15 protein-coding genes are annotated in these 20,245 nt (G+C 62.0%); 12 read left to right on the top strand and 3 right to left on the bottom strand.

Going from position 1 to position 20,245, the window contains the following annotated elements:
* Positions 1 to 32 precede the first annotated feature (32 nt).
* The 11 genes from D8V06_RS22425 (at position 33) to D8V06_RS22375 (ending at position 14,270) form a co-directional block, all read left to right on the top strand.
* On the top strand, positions 33 to 1,193 hold the full coding sequence (locus D8V06_RS22425; protein ID WP_130931833.1) for an acyl-CoA dehydrogenase family protein: 1,161 nt from the start codon (positions 33 to 35) through the stop codon (positions 1,191 to 1,193).
* A gap of 18 nt (positions 1,194 to 1,211) precedes the next feature.
* A complete protein-coding gene (locus tag D8V06_RS22420) occupies positions 1,212 to 3,311 on the top strand; it encodes an acetate--CoA ligase family protein (RefSeq protein ID WP_130931832.1) in 2,100 nt (699 codons plus the stop codon).
* Between the two features lie 10 nt (positions 3,312 to 3,321).
* Positions 3,322 to 4,929 (top strand): 5-guanidino-2-oxopentanoate decarboxylase, encoded by a 1,608-nt coding sequence (locus tag D8V06_RS22415; RefSeq protein WP_130931846.1) that lies wholly within the window; start codon positions 3,322 to 3,324, stop codon positions 4,927 to 4,929.
* Between the two features lie 24 nt (positions 4,930 to 4,953).
* Positions 4,954 to 6,144: an aminotransferase class I/II-fold pyridoxal phosphate-dependent enzyme gene (locus D8V06_RS22410; protein ID WP_130931831.1), complete on the top strand. Its 1,191-nt coding sequence runs from the start codon at positions 4,954 to 4,956 to the stop codon at positions 6,142 to 6,144.
* Positions 6,137 to 7,552 carry an aldehyde dehydrogenase family protein gene (locus D8V06_RS22405; protein WP_130907529.1) on the top strand — a complete coding sequence of 472 codons (1,416 nt, stop codon included), beginning with the start codon at positions 6,137 to 6,139 and terminating at the stop codon, positions 7,550 to 7,552. The genes D8V06_RS22410 and D8V06_RS22405 overlap by 8 nt, the downstream gene beginning before the upstream one ends.
* A 98-nt stretch (positions 7,553 to 7,650) precedes the next feature.
* A complete protein-coding gene (locus D8V06_RS22400) occupies positions 7,651 to 9,252 on the top strand; it encodes an ABC transporter substrate-binding protein (protein ID WP_130931830.1) in 1,602 nt (533 codons plus the stop codon).
* Positions 9,253 to 9,554: 302 nt separating this feature from the next.
* Positions 9,555 to 10,514, top strand: a complete 960-nt coding sequence (locus D8V06_RS22395) for an ABC transporter permease (RefSeq protein ID WP_130931845.1) — start codon at positions 9,555 to 9,557, stop codon at positions 10,512 to 10,514.
* 3 nt (positions 10,515 to 10,517) lie between these two features.
* Complete coding sequence (locus D8V06_RS22390; RefSeq protein ID WP_056855313.1) at positions 10,518 to 11,345, top strand: ABC transporter permease; 828 nt, start codon at positions 10,518 to 10,520, stop codon at positions 11,343 to 11,345.
* 2 nt (positions 11,346 to 11,347) lie between these two features.
* Positions 11,348 to 12,991, top strand: a complete 1,644-nt coding sequence (locus D8V06_RS22385) for an ABC transporter ATP-binding protein (RefSeq protein ID WP_130931829.1) — start codon at positions 11,348 to 11,350, stop codon at positions 12,989 to 12,991.
* A gap of 9 nt (positions 12,992 to 13,000) precedes the next feature.
* A complete protein-coding gene (locus D8V06_RS22380) occupies positions 13,001 to 13,708 on the top strand; it encodes an NAD(P)H-dependent oxidoreductase (protein WP_130931828.1) in 708 nt (235 codons plus the stop codon).
* 106 nt (positions 13,709 to 13,814) lie between these two features.
* Positions 13,815 to 14,270, top strand: coding sequence for a YMGG-like glycine zipper-containing protein (locus tag D8V06_RS22375; RefSeq protein ID WP_056855317.1), 456 nt, complete (start codon positions 13,815 to 13,817; stop codon positions 14,268 to 14,270).
* 13 nt (positions 14,271 to 14,283) lie between these two features.
* Here D8V06_RS22375 and D8V06_RS22370 read toward each other — a convergent pair whose 3' ends face one another.
* Genes D8V06_RS22370 through D8V06_RS22360 form a run of 3 tightly spaced genes read right to left on the bottom strand, consistent with a single transcriptional unit; the run spans position 14,284 to position 17,987 of the window.
* Entirely contained in the window at positions 14,284 to 15,327 is a 1,044-nt protein-coding gene (locus tag D8V06_RS22370) for a DUF2955 domain-containing protein (protein WP_130931827.1), read from the bottom strand.
* On the bottom strand, positions 15,317 to 16,456 hold the full coding sequence (locus D8V06_RS22365; RefSeq protein WP_056855319.1) for an HlyD family secretion protein: 1,140 nt from the start codon (positions 16,454 to 16,456) through the stop codon (positions 15,317 to 15,319). Before D8V06_RS22365 ends, D8V06_RS22370 begins: the two co-directional genes overlap by 11 nt.
* Positions 16,449 to 17,987 (bottom strand): TolC family protein, encoded by a 1,539-nt coding sequence (locus D8V06_RS22360; protein WP_130931826.1) that lies wholly within the window; start codon positions 17,985 to 17,987, stop codon positions 16,449 to 16,451. The genes D8V06_RS22365 and D8V06_RS22360 overlap by 8 nt, the downstream gene beginning before the upstream one ends.
* 238 nt (positions 17,988 to 18,225) lie before the next feature.
* Between D8V06_RS22360 and D8V06_RS31045 the strand changes: the two genes are divergently transcribed.
* Positions 18,226 to 20,229: an aminotransferase class I/II-fold pyridoxal phosphate-dependent enzyme gene (locus tag D8V06_RS31045; protein WP_130904832.1), complete on the top strand. Its 2,004-nt coding sequence runs from the start codon at positions 18,226 to 18,228 to the stop codon at positions 20,227 to 20,229.
* The last annotated feature ends 16 nt before the right edge of the window (positions 20,230 to 20,245 follow it).

Raw genomic sequence — 20,245 nt, 5'->3', positions numbered from 1 at the left:
CCTTTATCAGCACACGAACAACAGGTAGCAGCATGAATTTCCAACTGACCCAAGAACAAGAAATGTTGGTGGACTCGGTACGCAGCTTCGTCGAGAAGGAGCTGCTGCCCTATGAGACCGAAGTCGACCGTGCCGACGAAGTTTCGCCGGAACTGGCGGCACAGATTCGCGGCAAGGCGATTGCGGCCGGTTTCTACGCTTTCAACATGCCGGAAGAGGTCGGCGGTGGTGGTCTTGATTACCTGTCCCAGGCGCTGATCGAGCGGGAACTGTCGAAAGTCTCCTGGGCGCTGCATGTGTTCGTTGCGCGACCGTCGAAAATCCTCATGGCTTGCACCGGCGAGCAGATCAACGATTACCTGCTGCCGTGCATCCAGGGCGAGAAAATCGATTGCTTCGCCCTCACTGAGCCGGGTGCCGGCTCCGACGCCAATGCGATCAAGACCCGCGCCGTGCGCGAGGGCGATGACTTCATCCTCAATGGCAGCAAACACTTCATCAGCCATGCCGGGCATGCCGATTTCGCCATCGTGTTCGCCGTGACCGACACCTACGAACACAACGGTAAAAAGCGTAACGCCGTGACCTCGTTCCTGGTCGACCGCAACACACCGGGCATGACCATTCGCCGTGGACCGAAATGTGTGAGTAACCGTGGTTACCACACTTTCGAAATGTTCTTCGACGATTGCCGCGTTCCTGCCAGCAAAGTGCTGGGCGAAGTCGGCAAGGGATGGGAAGTGGCCAACGCCTGGCTGACTGCCGGGCGGGTAATGGTGGCGGCCAACTGTGTCGGCCAGGCCCAGCGCGCACTCGATGTTTCGTTGCAATGGGCGGCGGATCGCAAGCAATTCGGCCAGCCGATCGGCACCTATCAGGGCGTGTCGTTCAAGTTGGCCGACATGGCCACGCAGATTCGCGCTGCCGAACTGCTGACCCTGCACACCGCGTGGAAAATGGACCAGGGCACCATGACCGATGGCGAGGCCGGCATGGCCAAGCTGTTCGCCAGCGAGGTGCTGGGGCGCGCGGCCGATGAGGCGGTGCAGATTTTCGGCGGCATGGGCCTGATGGACGAAAGTCCGGTGGAGCGCATTTGGCGCAACGCGCGGATTGAGCGGATCTGGGAAGGCACTTCGGAAATCCAGCGCCACATCATTTCCCGCGAACTGCTGCGGCCACTGTTGCGCTGATCCGCCCGGAGAATTTCCATGTCGCAAACCATTCGTGACAACCTCAAACGCATGCTCGCGCCACAGCATGTGGCGTTCGTGGGCGGGCGCAGTATGGCGCGTGCCCTCAAGCGCTGCGCCGAAGGTGGCTACCAAGGGCAGATGTGGCTGGTCAATCCGCAGAACGACAGCCTTGAAGGCGTGCCCTGCGTACGCAGTATTGCTGACTTGCCCTGCGGCCCTGACGCGGTATTCATCGCCACCAACCGCGACTTGACCCTGACCTGTATCGCTGAACTCGCCGCCATCGGTGCGGGCGGCGCGATTTGCTATGCCTCGGGTTTTGCCGAAACCGGTGCCGAAGGCCAGGCGCTGCAACAACAACTGCTCGAAGCCGCCGGTGACATGGCCTTGCTCGGCCCCAACTGCTACGGCCTGCTCGACTATCTGCACAGCTGCGCGCTCTGGCCGGTGGCCCACGGCGGCAAAGCGGTGGAGAAGGGCGTGGCGGTGCTGACTCAAAGCGGCAACTTCGCTTACAACCTGTCGATGAGCGACCGCTCGCTGCCAGTGGCCTACATGGCTTCGGTTGGCAATCAGGCGCAACTGGGCGTCGCTGAGTTGATGGACGTGTTACTCGACGAGCCGCGGGTCACTGCTATCGGCCTGCACCTCGAAGGCCTGAAAAACGTCCCGGGTTTCGCCCGCGCCGCGCACAAGGCGCTGGAGAAGGGCATCCCGATCATCTCTTTGAAAACCGGCGTGTCGCAGATCGGCGCCGAACTGGCCCTGAGTCACACCAGTTCGCTGTCCGGCTCCGATGCGCTGTATGACGCGCTGTTCGATCGCCTTGGGGTTATTCGCGTCAGTGGCCCGGTGAGTTTCGTCGAAACCCTGAAAGCCGCGGCCTGCGGCAACTTGCCGGCGGGAAACAGCGTGATCGCGCTGGCGTGCTCCGGCGGTGATGCGGGGCTGATTGCCGACTACGCCGAACGCAACGATCTGGGCTTGCCAAAGCTCGATGACGGCCAGGTCGGTGAACTGGCCCAAGTGCTGCCGAGTTACGCCAACCTGGTGAATCCGCTGGATTTCACCACGGCGATCTGGGGCGACGGCGAAGCCTTGAACCGCATGCTCGACAGCGCCCTGCGTACTGAAGCCGATGCCGCGATGCTGGTGCTCGATTATCCGGCCGAGTTCACTGGCGAGCGCAAGGAATGCGACCTGCTGCTGGACCTGTTCTGCAAGGCGCTGGTACGGCACGGCAAGACCGGTTTCGTCACTTCGGCGTTCCCCGAATTACTCCCGGCCCATGCCCGTGAACATCTGCATGCCCAGGGCGTTGCGGCGTTGCAGGGTGTCGAGGATGGCCTCGCGGCGTGGGGGCGCATTGCCGGTTACCAGCGCAATCGCCGGGCTTTGCTGGAGCTGGGTGAATCGGCGTTGGTGCCGCTGTGCCCGCAAGCGCTGACAGGCGAAGGCGAATTGCTCAATGAATGGGATTCCAAACAAGCGTTAAGAGTCTTCGGCCTGCCGACACCCAACGGTGTTCTCAGCTCACCGGCCAATGCGTTGAAAGACGCCGAAGCATTGGGCTATCCGCTGGTACTCAAAGCCGTCAGCGCACAGTTGCCGCACAAGACTGAAGCCGGCGCCGTGGCGCTGAACCTCAAGGATGGCGTCGCATTAAGCGCGGCCCTGGAAAAAATGCGTTCGAACATTACCGCGTATGCACCGGGCGTACCGTTCGATCAACTGCTGCTGGAGCCCATGGCCAAACCGCCGTTGGCCGAGTTGATTGTCGGCATCAAGCGCGAAAACGACTTTGGCCTGGCGCTGGTGATTGGCGCGGGCGGCATCCTGGTGGAATTGCTCAAGGACAGTCGCAGCCTGTTGCTGCCAACCACCGACGGCGCCATCCGCCATGCTGTGCTCAGCCTGCGCAGCGCACCGTTGCTGCAAGGTTTCCGTGGCCGTGAAGCGGCGGATCTGGAGGCGTTGGTGGCAGCGATTCGCGCGGTCGCCGATTACGCCTGCGAAAACGCCTCGCAGTTGCTGGAACTCGATGTGAACCCATTGTTGGTCGGCGCCGATGGCACGACCGCAGTCGATGCGTTGATTCGCCTCGGCCACGAGTGAGGACATGAACATGCAAAGCAAAACCTTGACCGGTGGCCAGGCGCTGGTGCGTCTGCTGGCCAATTACGGCGTCGATACCGTATTCGGCATTCCCGGCGTTCACACCCTGGAACTGTATCGCGGCCTGCCGGGCAGCGGCATTCGCCACGTCTTGACCCGTCACGAACAGGGCGCCAGTTTCATGGCCGACGGTTATGCCCGGGTCAGCGGCAAGCCCGGCGTGTGCTTCGTCATCACCGGCCCGGGCGTGACCAACGCCGCCACCGGCATCGGCCAGGCTTACGCCGACTCGATTCCGATGCTGGTGATTTCCAGCGTCAACCACAGCGCCAGTCTCGGCAAGGGGTGGGGCAGCCTGCACGAATGCCAGGACCAACGGGCGATGACCGCGCCAATCACTGCGTTCTCCGCCGTGGCACTGTCCGCCGAAGACCTGCCGGAACTGATCGCCCGCGCCTACGCGGTGTTCGACAGCGAGCGCCCGCGTCCGGTACACATTTCGGTGCCGCTGGACGTGTTGTCGGCGCCGATTACCCGCGACTGGAGCAATGACGTGGTGCGGCGTCCGACCCGCGGCCCGGCTTGTGCCACCGCCCTTGATGACGCAGCAGCCAGGCTCAACGGCGCAAAACGGCCGATGATCATCGCCGGTGGCGGTGCCTTGAATGCTGCCGATCAACTGCTGGAGATCAGCACACGACTGGCGGCGCCGTTGTTCACCAGCGTCGCCGGCAAAGGCCTGTTGCCACCGAACGCAGCGTTGAACGCCGGTTCGTCCCTGTGCGTAGAACCCGGCTGGAAGCTGATTGCCGAAGCCGACGTGGTGCTGGCGGTCGGCACCGAAATGGCCGACACCGATTTCTGGCGCGAACGCCTGCCGCTCAACGCTCAACTGCTGCGCGTGGACATCGACCCGCGCAAGTTCAACGACTTCTACCCGTGCGCGGTGGCTTTGCATGGCGATGCGCAACAAACCCTCAGCGGTTTGCTCGAGCGCCTGCCATCGAGCGTACGTGACGCCAGCGCAGCGATTGCCTCGGTTGCCGCGCTACGCGAAGCGGTCAAGGCCAGCCATGGTCCGCTGCAACAGATTCACCAATCGATTCTGGCGCGCATTGCTGCAGAGCTGCCGGAAACCGCGTTCGTCAGCACCGACATGACCCAACTGGCCTACACCGGCAACTACGCCTTCGACAGTCTCGCCGTTCGCAGCTGGTTGCACCCGACCGGTTACGGGACGTTGGGTTACGGCCTGCCGGCCGGCATTGGCGCCAAGTTTGGCGCACCGCAGCGCCCCGGTCTGGTGCTGGTGGGCGATGGCGGTTTCCTCTACACCGCCCAGGAAATGGCCACCGCTGTCGAGGAACTGGACAGCCCACTGGTGGTGTTGCTGTGGAACAACGACGCATTGGGGCAGATCCGCGACGACATGCTCGGCCTCGATATCGAGCCGATTGGCGTGCTGCCGCGCAACCCGGACTTCGCCGCGCTCGCACGTGCATTCGGTTGCACCGTGACCCAGCCGCAAAGCCTGGCGGAGCTGCAAACCGACCTGCGCCACGGCTTCAAGCGCAACGGCGTGACCCTGATCGAACTCAAGCATGCCTGCGCCCATTGATCTGTATTTGAAGGATATGAAGCCATGCGCTTTTCCGATCTGACTCAACGTATCGCCGGGGACGGCGCTGCCGCCTGGGATATTCATTACCGCGCTTTGGCACTGCGCGAGCAGGGTGAAGACATCCTGCTGCTGTCCGTGGGCGACCCGGATTTCGACACGCCGCAGCCCATCGTGCAGGGCGCCATCGACAGTTTGCTCAACGGCAACACTCACTACGCCGAGGTGCGCGGCAAGCGTGCCCTGCGTGAAGCCATCGCCAGGCGCCATCAGCAACGTAGCGGGCAACGCGTTTCTGCCGATCAGGTCACGGTGCTGGCCGGTGCGCAGTGTGCGCTGTTCGCCGTTGCCCAATGCGTACTGAACCCAGGCGATGAAGTGATCGTCGCCGAACCGATGTACGTCACTTACGAAGCGGTGTTCGGTGCCTGTGGCGCCGTGGTAGTGCCCGTACCCGTGCGTTCGGAGAACGGCTTTCGCGTGTTGCCCGAAGACGTTGCCGCACGCATCACCCCGCGTACCCGTGCGTTGGCGCTCAACAGCCCGCACAATCCGTCGGGCGCAAGCTTGCCGCGCAACACCTGGCAAGCGCTGGCCGAGCTGTGCATCGGCCATGACCTGTGGCTGATTTCCGATGAGGTCTACAGCGAACTGCTGTTCGAAGGCGAGCACGTCAGCCCGGCGAGCCTGCCGGGCATGGCCGAGCGCACCGCGACCCTCAACAGCCTGTCGAAATCCCACGCCATGACCGGCTGGCGCGTCGGCTGGGTGGTGGCGCCACCGTCACTGGCCGCGCACCTGGAAAACCTGGCGCTGTGCATGCTCTACGGTTCGCCGGACTTTATTCAAGACGCCGCGGTGATCGCGCTCGACAGTGACTTGCCGGAGCTGCACGCCATGCGCGAGGCCTATCGCCAGCGCCGCGACCTGGTGTGCGACATCCTCGGCAGATGCCCCGGCGTACGGGCGTTGAAGCCCGATGGCGGAATGTTCGTGATGGTGGATATCCGCGAAACCGGGCTCAGTGCCCAGGCATTTGCCGATCGCTTGCTGGATCGCCACGGCGTTTCGGTGCTGGCCGGTGAAGCTTTCGGCCCGAGCGCGGCCGGGCATATTCGTCTCGGCCTGGTGGTCGGCGCCGAACCGTTGCGCGATGCCTGTCAGCGCATCGCCCGTTGTGCCCAGGAACTGATGGAGGCCCAGGTTGATGCATAACCACAAGACATTGTTTATCGATGGCCGCTGGCAAACACCTTCGGGGCAAGGCGTGGCCGAGGTCATCAACCCGGCCACCGAGGAAGTCGCCGGCAGCGTGCCGTTGGGCGATGAGCGCGACGTCGACAACGCTGTGGCCGCGGCGCGCAAAGCCTTCGCGTCATGGTCGCGCACACCTGCCAGCGTTCGCGCCGGATACCTCCGTGCCTTGGCCGAACAACTGCGCAACCGCGCCGATGAAATGGCCGCGGTCATCACCGCCGAATTGGGCATGCCGGTGCAATGGTGCCGCTCGGTGCAAGTGGACGGGCCGATCATCGGCCTTGAGCAATACATCGAGCTGACGCACTTGATGGACGAAGTGCGCGAAGTCGGCAACTCGCTGGTGATTCGCGAGGCGGTCGGTGTCTGCGCCTTTATCAATCCATGGAATTACCCGCTGCATCAACTGATCGGCAAGCTGGCCCCGGCACTGGCTGCTGGCTGCACGGTGGTGGTCAAGCCGAGCCAGGAAACGCCGCTGCACGCGTTTCTGCTGGCGCAAATGATCGAAGCCATTGGCCTGCCGGCCGGGGTGTTCAATCTGGTCAGCGGGCCAGGTTCGAAGGTTGGTGAAGCACTGGCCAAGCACCCGGATGTCGACATGGTGTCGTTCACCGGTTCCACCGGCGCAGGCGTTCGTGTGGCACAGGCGGCAGCGCCTTCGGTGAAACGGGTGTGTCTGGAGTTGGGTGGCAAGTCGCCGCTGTTGATCGCCGAAGACGCCGACCTGGCCGCAGCGGTTCGTTATGGCGTGCAGGACGTGATGATCAACTCCGGTCAAACCTGCACGGCTCTGACCCGCATGCTGCTGCCAGCCAGTCGCTACGCCGAAGCGCTGGAGCTTGCGCTGGCCGAAACCCTGAGCCTGAAAATGGGCGATCCGCTCGACCCGTACAGTTTTCTCGGGCCGATGTGTTCGGCGGGGCAACGTCGCACCGTGCTCGATTACATCAAGGTCGGGCAACAGGAAGGTGCGCGGCTGTTGTGCGGTGGTGATACGCCGTCAGCATTTGAACGGGGTTTCTACGTCAGCCCGACGCTGTTCGCCGATGTCGACAACCGCATGCGCATCGCCCAGGAAGAAATCTTCGGCCCGGTTCTGTGCCTGATTCCCTATGCCGATGAAGCGCAAGCCATCCAGATCGCCAACGACTCGCCGTTCGGCCTGTCCAGTGGCGTGTGGGCCGGCAGCGCCGAGCGTGCCTTGCATCTGGGGCGGCAAATGCGTGCGGGCCAATGCTTCCTCAACGGCGCGGCGTTCAACTATCAGGCGCCATTCGGCGGTTACAAACAATCGGGCAATGGTCGGGAGTGGGGGGAAGAAGGACTGAACGAATTTGTCGAAGTGAAGGCGATCCAGGTGTGACCGTTGGCGATTCAAACGTTGTACGCACCGGGCCTTGGTCCGGTGTTTTGCGTTGTTTTGAATGGGTATTCCGTTAGCTTTTGATCAGGGGCAATCCAATGAGCGATAACAAAAACAAGATTACTCAAGCGAACCATGAATTCAGCTTCCCGCGTCGCGACTTCTTGAGGTACAGCGCCGCGGCGGCTGCCGTGGCCGGGGCGTTCACCATGGGCCTGCCATTTGGCGCCATGGCGGCGCAGGCAACGCCGAAACCCGGTGGTGTATTGCGCCTGGGCCTGGCCGGTGGCAGCACCACCGATTCAAAAGACCCCGGCTCCTGGGTCGATACCTTCACCTTCGTCGGGTTCTCGGCGATCTATAACACCCTGACCGAGATTGCCGTCGACGGCACGGCGATCCCCGAACTGGCCGAAAGCTGGACCTCGAGCCAGGACGCACGGGTCTGGACGTTCAAATTGCGCCAGGGCGTGACCTTCCACAACGGCAAGACCCTGACCGCCGACGATGTGGTCGCCTCGATCCAGCATCACCTCGGGGAAAAATCCAGCTCGGCGGCCAAAACCGTGCTGGGCGATGTGGCCAAGGTCAGCGCCAACGGCAGCGACAGCGTGGTGTTCGAACTCAAATCAGGCAACGCCGATTTCACCTACGTGGTTGCCGATTACCATCTGGTGATCATGCCGAGCAAGGACGGTGTGCCGGACTGGCAGGCTGGTGTCGGTACCGGCGGTTATCGACTCAAGGATTTCGAACCGGGTGTGCGCATGACCCTGGAACGCAGCCCGGATTACTGGAAGGCAGGGCGGGCACACTTCGCCGGCGCCGAGCTGATTGCAATCGGCGATGGCGCGGCGCGAATCAACGCACTGGTCACCGGGCAAGTCGACGTGATCAACAAGGTCGACTTGAAAACCGTGGCATTGCTCAAGCGCAACCCGAACCTGGTGATCGAGGAAACCAAAGGCGCGCAGCACTACACCTTCCCGATGCTCACCGACAGCCAGGTGTTTCAGAACAATGACGTGCGCTTGGCAATGAAGCATGCGATCAACCGCGAAACCTTGTTGGCCTCGGTGCTGTACGGCTACGGCCTGGTCGGCAACGACCATCCGATCCAGCCCGGTAGCCGCTTCATCAACACCGCACTGGAGCAGCGCACCTACGATCCGGAGAAGTCGCGCTTCTACCTGAAAAAGGCCGGCCTGGATACGCTCAAGGTGCGCCTGCAAGCCTCCGACGCGGCGTATACCGGCGCTGTCGACGCATCCGTGTTGTTCAAGGAGCAGGCCCGTGCAGCCGGGATCGACATCGATGTGGTGCGTGAACCGGCCGACGGCTTTTTCACCAACGTGTGGATGAAGCAGCCGTTTACCACCTCGTTCTGGTACAGCAGCCTGACCGCCGACCGCATGTTCAGCATCGGTTACGCCAAAGGCGCAGCGTGGAACGAAACCCACTGGGACAACCCGCGATTCAATCAACTGCTGAATGCCGCCCGTGGCGAGATGAACGAACCGCTGCGCCGCGAGATGTACAACGAAATGCAGGGCCTGTGCCGCGATGAGGGCGGGGCGATTGTGCCGTTGTTTGCCAGTTCCGTGGCAGCGCGATCCAACCGCGTCGCGCACGGCGGGCAGACAGCGCCGTATGGCGAACTGGATGGCTTGCGGGTGATCGAGCGGTGGTGGCAGGCATAAAACCGGATCTTGAAACCTGTGGAGATCAACGGCTGATCGTTCCCATGCTCCGCGTGGGAATGTCTCTAGGGACGCTCTGCGTCCAGTGACGCGGAGCGTCACGGGCTGCATTCCCACGCGAAGCGTGGGAACGATCATCTTGAAACTTGTGGAGATCAACGGGAGATCGTTCCCATGCTCCGCGTGGGAATGCCTCTAGGGACGCTTTGCGTCCAAAGACGCGGAGCGTCACGGGCTGCATTCCCACGCGAAGCGTTGGAACGATCATTCAAGGCCTGCAATCCGTCTTAAGGAACTGCATGATGAGAAGTATTTTCAAGCTATTGGGACAGCGTCTCGCATTAGGCCTGCTTTCGCTGTTCGCCGTATCGGTGATCATCTTCCTGGCTGTCGGCCTGCTCCCGGGTGACATCGCCCAAGCCATGCTCGGCCAGTCCGCCACTCCGGAAACCGTGGCGGCTTACCGCGCGCAATTGGGCCTAGACCTGCCGCCGCTGACCCGTTTCGGGCATTGGATCTGGCAATTGCTGCAGGGCGATCTCGGCGTGTCACTGGCCAACCAGCGACCCATCGCTGACCTGGTCGGTTCGCGCCTGGGCAACACCTTCAGCCTCGCATTGCTGGCGGCGCTGGTATCGGTGCCACTGGCGTTGCTGCTGGGCATGCTCGCGGCGTTGTATCGCAATAGCTGGTTTGATCGCTTGCTCAATACCTCGGCGTTGAGCGCTGTGTCGTTCCCCGAGTTCTTCGTCGCCTACATCCTGATTCTGCTGTTCGCGGTCAAGCTCAACTGGTTCCCGAGCATCTCCAACCTGTCGCCAGACGCCTCCCTCGGCACAGTGCTGGAACGTTCGGTGCTGCCAGTGGCAACCCTGAGCCTGGTGGTGATCGCGCAGATGATGCGCATGACCCGCGCATCCCTGATCAATTTGCTGGCCAGCCCCTACATCGAAATGGCCCGGCTCAAGGGCATCAGCCAATCGCGGATCATCTTTTGCCATGCCTTGCCCAACGCCCTGGCGCCGATCGTCAACGTCGTCGCGTTGAACCTGGCGTACCTGGTGGTCGGTGTGGTGGTGGTCGAGGTGGTGTTTGTCTATCCGGGGCTCGGTCAGTTATTGGTGGACTCGGTGGCCAAGCGCGACATTCCGGTGGTACAGGCCTGCAGCCTGATCTTTGCCGCGACGTACATCCTGCTCAACACCAGCGCCGATGTGCTGTCGATCGCCAGCAATCCACGCCTGATGCATCCGAAGGGGTAGTTCATGAACCTGTTCAAACAATTGATCCGGGCGCCGCTGAGCGCGAAATTCGGGCTGCTGGTGATTGTGCTGTACATCCTCGTGGCGTTGTTCGCGCCGCTGCTTGCACCGTTCGGTGAAACCCAGGTCGTGGGCGAGGGCTTCGCACCCTGGGGCGGGCAGTTCCTGTTGGGCACCGATAACCTGGGGCGTGACATGTTCAGCCGTCTGGTCTACGGCGCCCGCAACACCCTGGGCATTGCCTTCCTGACCACGCTGCTGGCGTTCTTGCTTGGTGGTTCGTGCGGGTTGGTTGCAGCGATCAAGGGTGGCTGGATCGATCAGGGTTTGTCGCGGGTCGTGGATATCCTGATGGCGATTCCGCAATTGATCTTCGCGTTGCTTATCCTCAGCGTGGTCGGCACCACGGCGACCTCGCTGGTGCTGGTGATTGCCCTGCTGGATGCGACCCGGGTGTTTCGCCTGTCACGGGCGGTGGCGATGAACGTGGTGGTGCAAGACTTCGTCGAAGCCGCACGCTTGCGGGGGGAAGGCCTGTACTGGCTGGTGACCCGTGAAGTGCTACCCAATGCCGCAGCGCCACTGATTGCCGAGTTCGGCCTGCGCTTCTGTTTCGTGTTCCTGTTCATCAGTGCCTTGTCGTTCCTCGGCCTGGGCATTCAACCGCCCACCGCCGACTGGGGCAGCATGGTGCGCGACAACGCCGTGCTGATCACCTTCGGCGACATCAGCCCGCTGCTGCCCGCCCTGGCCGTGGCGTTGATCACGGTCAGCGTCAACTTCGTCGTCGACTGGATGCTGCACAAGTCCAGCGGCCTAAAGGAGTGCTGAACATGACGACGTCCAAACCATTGCTGGAAATCCGCGACCTGCACATCGAAGGTCACTACGAAGATGCGTGGCATCCACTGATCAAGGGCATCGACCTGACACTGCAACGCGGCGAGGTCCTGGGACTGATCGGTGAGTCCGGCGCGGGGAAGTCGACCCTCGGGCTGGCGGCCATGGGCTACACCCGTGACGGCTGCCGGATCACCGGGGGCTCGGTGCATTTCGACGGCATCGACTTGCTCAAGGCCAACCCCGAAGCACTGCGCAAGCTGCGCGGTTTGCGCATCGCTTATGTGGCGCAGAGTGCGGCGGCCTCGTTCAACCCCGCCCATCGGCTGATCGACCAGCACGTTGAAACCGCCGTGACAAACGGGGGTATGAGCCGCGATCAGGCCATGGCCGAAGCCGTTGAGCTGTATCGCGTGCTGCGCCTGCCCAGTCCGGAAACCATCGGCCAGCGCTATCCGCATCAAGTGTCTGGTGGGCAGTTGCAACGCGTGATGACCGCCATGGCCATGGCTTGCCACCCGGACCTGATCATCTTCGACGAACCGACCACCGCGCTGGACGTCACCACACAGATCGAAGTGCTCGCGGCGATACGCGATGCGGTGAAGACCTACGGCAGCGCGGCGATCTACATCAGCCACGATCTTGCGGTGGTCGCGCAAATGGCCGACCGGATCATGGTGCTGCGTCACGGCAAACGGGTGGAAGAGGCCGTGACCCGCAAGATGCTCGGCGACCCGCAGGAGGACTACACCAAATCGTTGTGGGCGGTGCGCAGTTTCCGCACTGACCCCAAGGCGTGTGCACAGCAGGAACAGCCGCTGCTTGAACTGCGTAAGAGTTGCGCCAGCTACGGGAATCAGCCGGTGCTGCATGACGTTTCGTTGCGGCTGTATCGCGGCCAGACCCTGGCGGTGATCGGCGAATCGGGCAGTGGCAAAAGCTCTACGGCTCGGTTGATTACCGGTTTGCTGCCGCCCACCTATGGCGAGGTGCTGTATGACGGCCAGCCACTGCCGGCGGACTTTCGCCAGCGCAGCAAAGAGCAACTGCGGCGCATCCAGATGATCTATCAGATCCCGGACACCGCACTGAACCCGCGTCAGCGCATCGTCGACATCATCGGGCGGCCGCTGACGTTTTATCTGGGGCTCAAAGGCAAAGCGATGCGCGCACGGGTCGCCGAGTTGCTGGAAATGATCGAACTGGACCCGGCGACCTTCATGGAGCGCCAGCCCCGGGAGTTGTCCGGAGGGCAGAAGCAACGGATCTGCATTGCCAGGGCATTGGCGGCCGATCCGCAATTGATCATCTGCGATGAAGTGACCTCGGCCCTCGATCAATTGGTGGCCGAAGGTGTGCTCAAGCTGCTCAACCGCATTCAGCAACAACTCGGCGTCGCCTACCTGTTCATCACCCATGACGTCGCCACCGTGCGGGCGATTGCCGATCACGTGCTGGTGATGCAGCGGGGCAGGGTGGTCGACCAAGGCACGCGCAGCCAGATCTTCACGCCGCCGCACGAGGACTACACCGGACTGCTGTTTTCTTCCGAACCGCAAATGGACCCGGACTGGCTCGACCGTTTGCTGGCGAGCCGCACCACGAATTCAAACCCTACGCTGGAAAAAGTCTAAGGAACCACCATGAAAGTATTGATCGTCCACGCTCACCCGGAGCCGAAATCCTTCACCGCCGCCCTGCGTGATCAAGCGCTGGCCACCCTCGAAGCCCAGGGCCATGATGTGCAGGTCAGCGACCTGTACAAAATGAACTGGAACCCGGTGGCCAGCGACGCTGACTTCTCGTCGCGGGAAAACCCGCAATACCTGGTCTACGCCCTGGAACAACGCCTGGGCGTGAAGAGCCAATCTTTGGCGCCGGATATCCAGGCCGAGCTGGACAAACTGCTGTGGGCCGACCTGCTGATCCTCAACTTCCCGATCTTCTGGTTCTCCGCCCCGGCCATGCTCAAAGGCTGGATCGACCGGGTGCTGGTGTCGGGGATCTGTTATGGCGGCAAACGTTTTTACGATCAGGGTGGTTTGGCAGGCAAGAAAGCGCTGGTGGCGGTGACGCTTGGCGGGCGTGAACACATGTTCGGTGATGGCGCCATTCACGGACCGCTGGAGGACATGTTGCGGCCGATCCTGCGCGGCACCCTGGCTTATGTGGGTTTCGATGTGCTGCAGCCGTTCGTGGCATGGCATGTGCCGTATATCAGCGAAGAGGCTCGCCAGCAGTTTCTGGCTGATTACGGGCAGAGGTTGCAGCATTTGAGTGATGAGCAGCCGCTGGTGTTTCCGAAACTGGCGCAGTTTGACGAACGGCTCTATCCGTTGACGAGCAACTGAATCCGTCGATGCCTCGCTGACCGTTCAACGTCCGGGGCAGGAGCGGGCCGGGGGGTGAACTACACTGTTTCTACTTCACCCAGCCCGGCTCCTGTCGGAGGTCAACATGAAACGCTTGTCACCTATCGGCCTGTGCGTTGCCTTGTGTTTTTTCAGTGTCCAGGGATGGGCGCAAACCGTTACGCCGTTGAAAGGCCAGAGTTCGCAGCAGACTCAAATGGATATCACCGAGTGCAACAACATTGCCGCCAGCCAGACGGCGTCGACCTCATCGACGCCCTCCGGAGGTCGGGTCAAGGGCGCCGTGGCCGGTGCGGCTGCCGGGGCTGCGGGCGCGCAGGTGCGCGGGCGGCAGCACGACGAGTTTTATGATCGCGTCGATGACGACACCAAACAGGATTACCGCCAGAACCGCGCCAAGGAAACCGCAGCGGCCGGTGCCGTGGTCGGTGGCTCGCGCCAGCGTCAGGAGCGACGCGCGCAGGAGAAGACCAACACCGCGAACACGGCGACGGCTTATACCAGTTGCCTGCAAGGCAAGGGTTATCAAGTCAATCCCTGAGAATCGCCGGTTGCTATGGAGCAGTGGCGGCATCCGCTCGGGTTGGTTTTTGCCGCTGTTCAAGTAAATGAACCATCAAGCACGCATACAGCGTTACGCCGATGAACAGCGCCATGCGCACGGCAAATGCGGTCTGTACGTCCTTGCCTTCTGCACTGTCCTGAACAGATTGGCCCAGCAGGATGATCAGGGTCAGCAGGCTGTTGAGCCAGAATCCCGGGCTAAAGCGGCCCGATTTCAATCCGTAGAGCTTGCGCGTGACGATCAGGGCGAACAACAGCATCCACAAGAAGAACATCCACAAGTGGGCGAACAGGCTGAGCGCCCACCAGAACATCACGGCCAACAGCCCCCCGAGCAGGGTCGATCCGATCAGCTCGCGTGCGGCGTTTCGCGCCGAGGTCGTCGAACTCTGTTGCCCCAGGTTGACCGCCTTGAGGACGATGGGCAGGTAACTTGCCGGATCAATCAAAGCGAGCAGGAATGCCGGAACCACGATCAAGGTGGCGCGCAAGGCGATTCGGTCCACTTCGCTCGTCGGGAGGGCTGGGGAAGGGGGCTGAGCCGGTGCGTTGACCGGTTCGGGGAACAGCCAGTGACTGAACATGCCGACGATCACTGCCAGAAGCAGTCCCGAGACCATGGCCGTGATGACCATGACTGCCAGGCCAAAATCGGCAACACCCGCCGAGGAAATCAGGGTCAGGCCAATCACCAGAAACGTGACGATCAGGTTATTGCCGCCCCGCAAGCCGAAGCGAAAAACCAGGAACAGGCACAGGCCGATCAACAGCACCCCGGTGTTGGGGTAGTAACGCAGTACCGGGATCAACAACAGGCCGGTACCGGTGGTCAGCATTGCAGCCAGCGCCAATACCACTGCTGTCTTGAACGGTAGCGGCCGATTGGCGGAAGCGAGCAGCAGTGCACAGAGCACCGGGGCTAAAAAAGGGATCGGCAGTGCCAGGCCAAAACTGGCGGCCAGGCATACCGACGTGCCAGTGGCCAGGCGCAATGCACGCTGAGCCCTGGGCGTGCGCTGTGCGCTAGTAAACATACGACAGCCAACTCATCAGCCGCAGGAACACCCGACCCAGCGGGTTCAGCAGATTATCTTCAGAGGGAAAAGCCATGACTTCCGCCTGGCCGCCAGCGCGGATGCCGCGGTTGTCACGCAGCTTCGCCAGGGCGTCAGGGGAAAACTCGATGATCACCGGGAAGCGTTGCGCGGGACGCAGCCAGTCGCGGCTGTTCTGCACGGTCGGCAGGCTGCCGGGCGCGGCGGGTTGGCCAACGCTGACGCCGTAACCGATGCTGCGTATGCGCCCCTCGAACACTTCGCCGGGCAGGGCATCGAGCACAATCGACACCGGGGTTTCAGGCTTGACCAGACCGAGGTTGTTTTCAGTCATGTCGGCGCTGATCCATACATCGTGGATGGCAATCAGGGTCATGACCGGGTTGCCGGCCGCGGCGAATTGGCCGACATCGGTGCGCAGGTCAGTGATCAAACCGGCCGAACGGGCGCGGATCTGCGTGTTGGAAAGGTCCAGTTCAGCTTTTGACAATGCCGTCGCGGCGCTACGCAGCAGGGCGTTGTCTTCCGCGCTGCCACCCTCCGTTTCACGGGCGCGCTGGACCTCGGCGCGGGCGGCGGCCACCTGGCTGACCGCCGCTTCGCGGTTGGCGCGGGAAACTTCCAGCAAACGCACGGAAATGGTTCCCGGGTCCTCTCGATACAACCCTTCCAAGCGCTGATTGTCCTGGCGCGCCTTGAGCTCGTTGGCTTGCGCCGCACGCAAGCTCGCCTGGGCCGAAGCAATGCCGGCGGTACTGGCGCCGATCTGCCGGCGAGTGGATTCGAGGTCGGCGCGGGCACGGTCGACGGCAATCTGATACGGCTGCGGATCGATCTCGAAAATCACTTCCCCGGCCTTGACGTCCTGGTTGTTGCGCACATTGACGCGGGTTACCCGCCCCGCGACTTCCGCCGCCACCGGAATCACGAACGCACCGACCCTTGCCTGTTGCGTATAGGGCGTGAATCGGTCTGCCAGCAGGTACCACGCAAGGCTCAGGACGATCAGCAACAAAACCCACTTGATGCCTTTGCCAGTCGGGTCGGCAGCCGGTTCGGCGGGCGGCGGGGAGGGCGCGTCGGGCGTCACGGGCGCGGCTTCACTCATGGTTTTTCACCTGGTCGGGCAAAGGGGATACGGGAAGGTCGGCAGAGGGATCAGTCAGCAAATCGCCCCAGTCCGTGCGTTGCTCCATCTGCTTGCGCGTCGTGGAGTCGACTCTGGCTTGGGCGCTGTACCAACCGCCGCCGAGTGCCTTGTACAGGGCAATCACGTTGCTCACGGCATCGCCACGACTGAGCAGGTAACTGTCCTGGAGTTCAAGCAGTGCACGCTGTGCATCGAGTACGCGCTGGAAATCCGAATAGCCTTCGCGATACAGCGCGTTGGCCAGCTCCAATGAACGTTTGGCCGCGCCTTCGGCCTCACGCAGAATGCGTTCGCGCTGCAATGCGCGAACCAGTCCATTGGCTGCATCATCGGCCTCGCGCGCGGCCTGGCGGACTTTGTCGCGGTAGGCCTCGATCAATTGCTGCAACCGCGCATCCTGCACGCGCACGTTGTTGCTGATACGGCCATAGTCGAACACGTTCCAACGCAGGCTTGGGCCGCCAATCAGGTCGAGGCTGCGGGATGTCCCGCTCAAGGTATCGGCGGACCAGACGATACTGCCCAGCAACGTCAACGACGGGTAGAAATCGCTTTCGGCTACGCCGATCAGTGCCGATTGGGCGGCGACATTCAGTTCTGCGGCGCGTATATCGGGGCGACGCAGCAGCAGATTGGCCGGGACATCCTGCAGCACCGCACGGTCCACCAACGGAATCAACCCAGTGTTCTCGGCCATCAGCGGCAGCGCCCCGGGTGGACGACCAATCAACACCGCCAGGGCGTTGCGGATTCGACCGATCTGATCCTCAAGAACGGGGATTGTGCTCAAGGTGCCCAGGTATTGGGTCTTGGCTTGTTGCAAGTCGAGTTCAGCCGTCTGGCCACTCATGAACAGTTTTTCCGTGATCTCGTAATTGCGCTGTTGCTGGCGGGCGTTTTCCCGAGCCACACGCAAACGCGCTTCGGTAGTGCGCAGGGAAAAATAGGTATCGGCAACCTGAGCCCGGAGCAATACCAGCGCATCTTCATAATTGGCTTCGGCAGCGAAGTAACTGGCATCGGAAGACTCGATGGCGCGGCTGAAACGGCCCCAGAAATCCAATTCCCAGCCCACATCGAAGCCGGCGCTGTGCTGCCAGAAATGGCTGTCGACCGGGTTATTGCCGCCGGACTGCCGCCGGTTGACGTAAAGGCTGTCAACGCTGACCTGCTGCAGTTGCGGATAGAGACCGCTTTGGGCGATGCCCAATTGTGCGCGAGCTTCCATGACGCGCAACCCGGCGATCTTCAGGCTGGCGTTGTGCGCATCGGATTCGGCAATCAACTGGTCCAGCGCCGGGTCGGCGAACACTTGCCACCACTGGCGGATGTCCGGATTCACTGCACGTTGGCTGGCGTGCTCAAGGGCCGGGGTGTTCCAGTGATCGATCCACGTTTCGCCGGGCGATTGAAAGTCCGGCCCCAACCGCACGCAACCGCCAAGGACAAGCACGGCAGACAGCAGCAGCTGGAGGGTACCTGAATGCATTACGCGTTTTCCGACCAAGAACATCACAGCAGCATAGACGCCCGGGCGCCTGCCGCTGTGTTTCAACGTCACGCGGCGTAAAAACGCCACCACTGTCGCAAAAACGACCTGTTTACGCTGAACGCGAACCATCACGACTTTTCTGTTGAACGAGTGTTCAGCCTGGTCTATGTTCGTTCCACCTTCTTTCCCGGCTGGTTGCGGGCTTGCGTTTCTTCTATTTGAACGAGGCACTGGCATGCGGTTTTCACCTTTTGTTGAGCGGATCTCAGGTCAAGGTGTCGCTGCCTGGGATATTCACAATGCGGCGTTCGAAGCCCGCCGCAATGGTGAGGATGTGATCATTCTCAGTGTCGGCGACCCGGATTTCCCAACCCCCGATTTCATTACCGATGCCGCCATCCAGGCGTTGCGCGAAGGGGATACCCACTACACCGAAATCGCCGGCCGCCAGGCGTTGCGTGAAGTCATCGCCGCGCGCTACGGCAATCTGTTCGGGCGTCAGTTGCAGGCGGCAAATGTGATCACCGTGGCCGGTGCGCAGAACGCCTTGTTCGTCACCTCGATGTGCCTGCTCAGTGCGGGGGACGAAGTGATTGCCCTCGATCCGATGTACGTGACCTACGAAGCGACGCTCAAGGCTTCTGGCGCCACCCTGGTGCGGGTACCGTGCTCGGCGATGGATGATTTCCGTCTCGACGCTGCCGTATTGGCAAAAGCCATTACTCCACGAACCCGGGCGATTTTCCTGTCCAACCCCAACAATCCCACCGGCGTGATGCTCAATCGCGAAGAGCTGCAAGCCATCGCAGACCTGGCGATCGCCCATGACCTGTGGGTGGTCGTCGATGAGGTCTACGAGAGTCTGGCTTTCGAACGCGAGCACCTGAGCCTGGCAGCGCTGCCGGGCATGGCCGAGCGTTGCGTGGTCATCGGCAGCCTGTCGAAATCCCACGCCATGACTGGTTGGCGGATCGGCTGGATCGTTGCCGACCCCGCTCTGATCGCGCATGCCGAAACCCTGGTCCTGAGCATGCTCTACGGCTTGCCGGGGTTCGTCATGGAAGCCGCGCTCAAGGCTGTCGAGGCCCACGCTGAAGTGACCCACGGCATGCGCGACATCTATCGCCGCCGCCGTGATCTGGTGGTGAACGGGCTGTCCGATTGCCCGGGCATTTCAGTGCTCAAACCCGATGCCGGCATGTTCGTGCTGGTGGACGTGCGTGGCACTGGCCTGACTTCGCTGGAATTTGCCTGGCGCCTGTTGCGGGAGGCGAGGGTATCGGTGCTGGACGCGGCGGCTTTCGGCGAACCGGCCCAGGGCTTTGTGCGCCTGTCCTTCACTTTGGCTGAAGAGCGGCTGGCCGAGGCTTGCCAGCGCATTCGGGATTTCGTCCTGGTATTGAAGGGCGAAGCGCCGCGACCCGTGATCACGTGTGTCGCGACCGAGGCAAAGGTCGAACCCGTCGCGGCGCGGACCATGATCGAGGTCGAGAAACTGCACAAGCGCTTCGGCAATATCGAAGTGCTCAAAGGCGTGTCCCTGACCGCCCGTGAAGGGGAAGTGATTTCACTGATTGGCGCCAGCGGTTCGGGCAAAAGCACTTTGTTGCGCTGCATCAACATGCTTGAAGTGCCGGACCAGGGGCGCATTCTGGTGGACGGCGAAAGCATTCACCTCAATCACACCCGCCCCGGCGCGCCGCTCATTTGCGACGCCAGGCAACTGGTGCGCATTCGGTCCAGCCTGGGCATGGTGTTCCAGAATTTCAACCTCTGGCCCCATCGTACGGTGCTGGAGAACCTCATCGAAGCGCCGACCCAAGTCCTGCGCGAAAGCAAAGCGGAGGCCACCGAACGCGCCGAAGCCTTGCTCGAACGCGTGGGGCTGGCGGCCAAGCGCAACGAGTACCCGGCGTTCCTCTCCGGGGGACAGCAACAACGGGTGGCCATCGCCCGGGCCCTGGCCATGCGGCCCAAGGTCATGCTGTTCGATGAACCTACCTCGGCACTCGACCCGGAATTGGTCGGGGAAGTGCTGCGGGTGATCCGCTCCCTCGCCGAAGAAGGCCGGACCATGATCCTGGTGACCCATGAAATGGCCTTCGCACGCGATGTCTCTTCCAAAGTCGCCTTCTTGCATCAAGGCCTGATCGAGGAAACCGGTTCGCCGGACGAAGTGTTCGTACACCCACGCAGCGAGCGTTGCCGGCAGTTCGTCAACGCTCATCAAACTCGCTAACGCCACATAAAAAGAC

It is taken from the genome of Pseudomonas sp. Sample_24 (genome assembly GCF_004307605.1).
Taxonomy (GTDB): Bacteria; Pseudomonadota; Gammaproteobacteria; order Pseudomonadales; family Pseudomonadaceae; genus Aquipseudomonas.
This window is presented reverse-complemented; position numbering and strand designations above follow the sequence as displayed.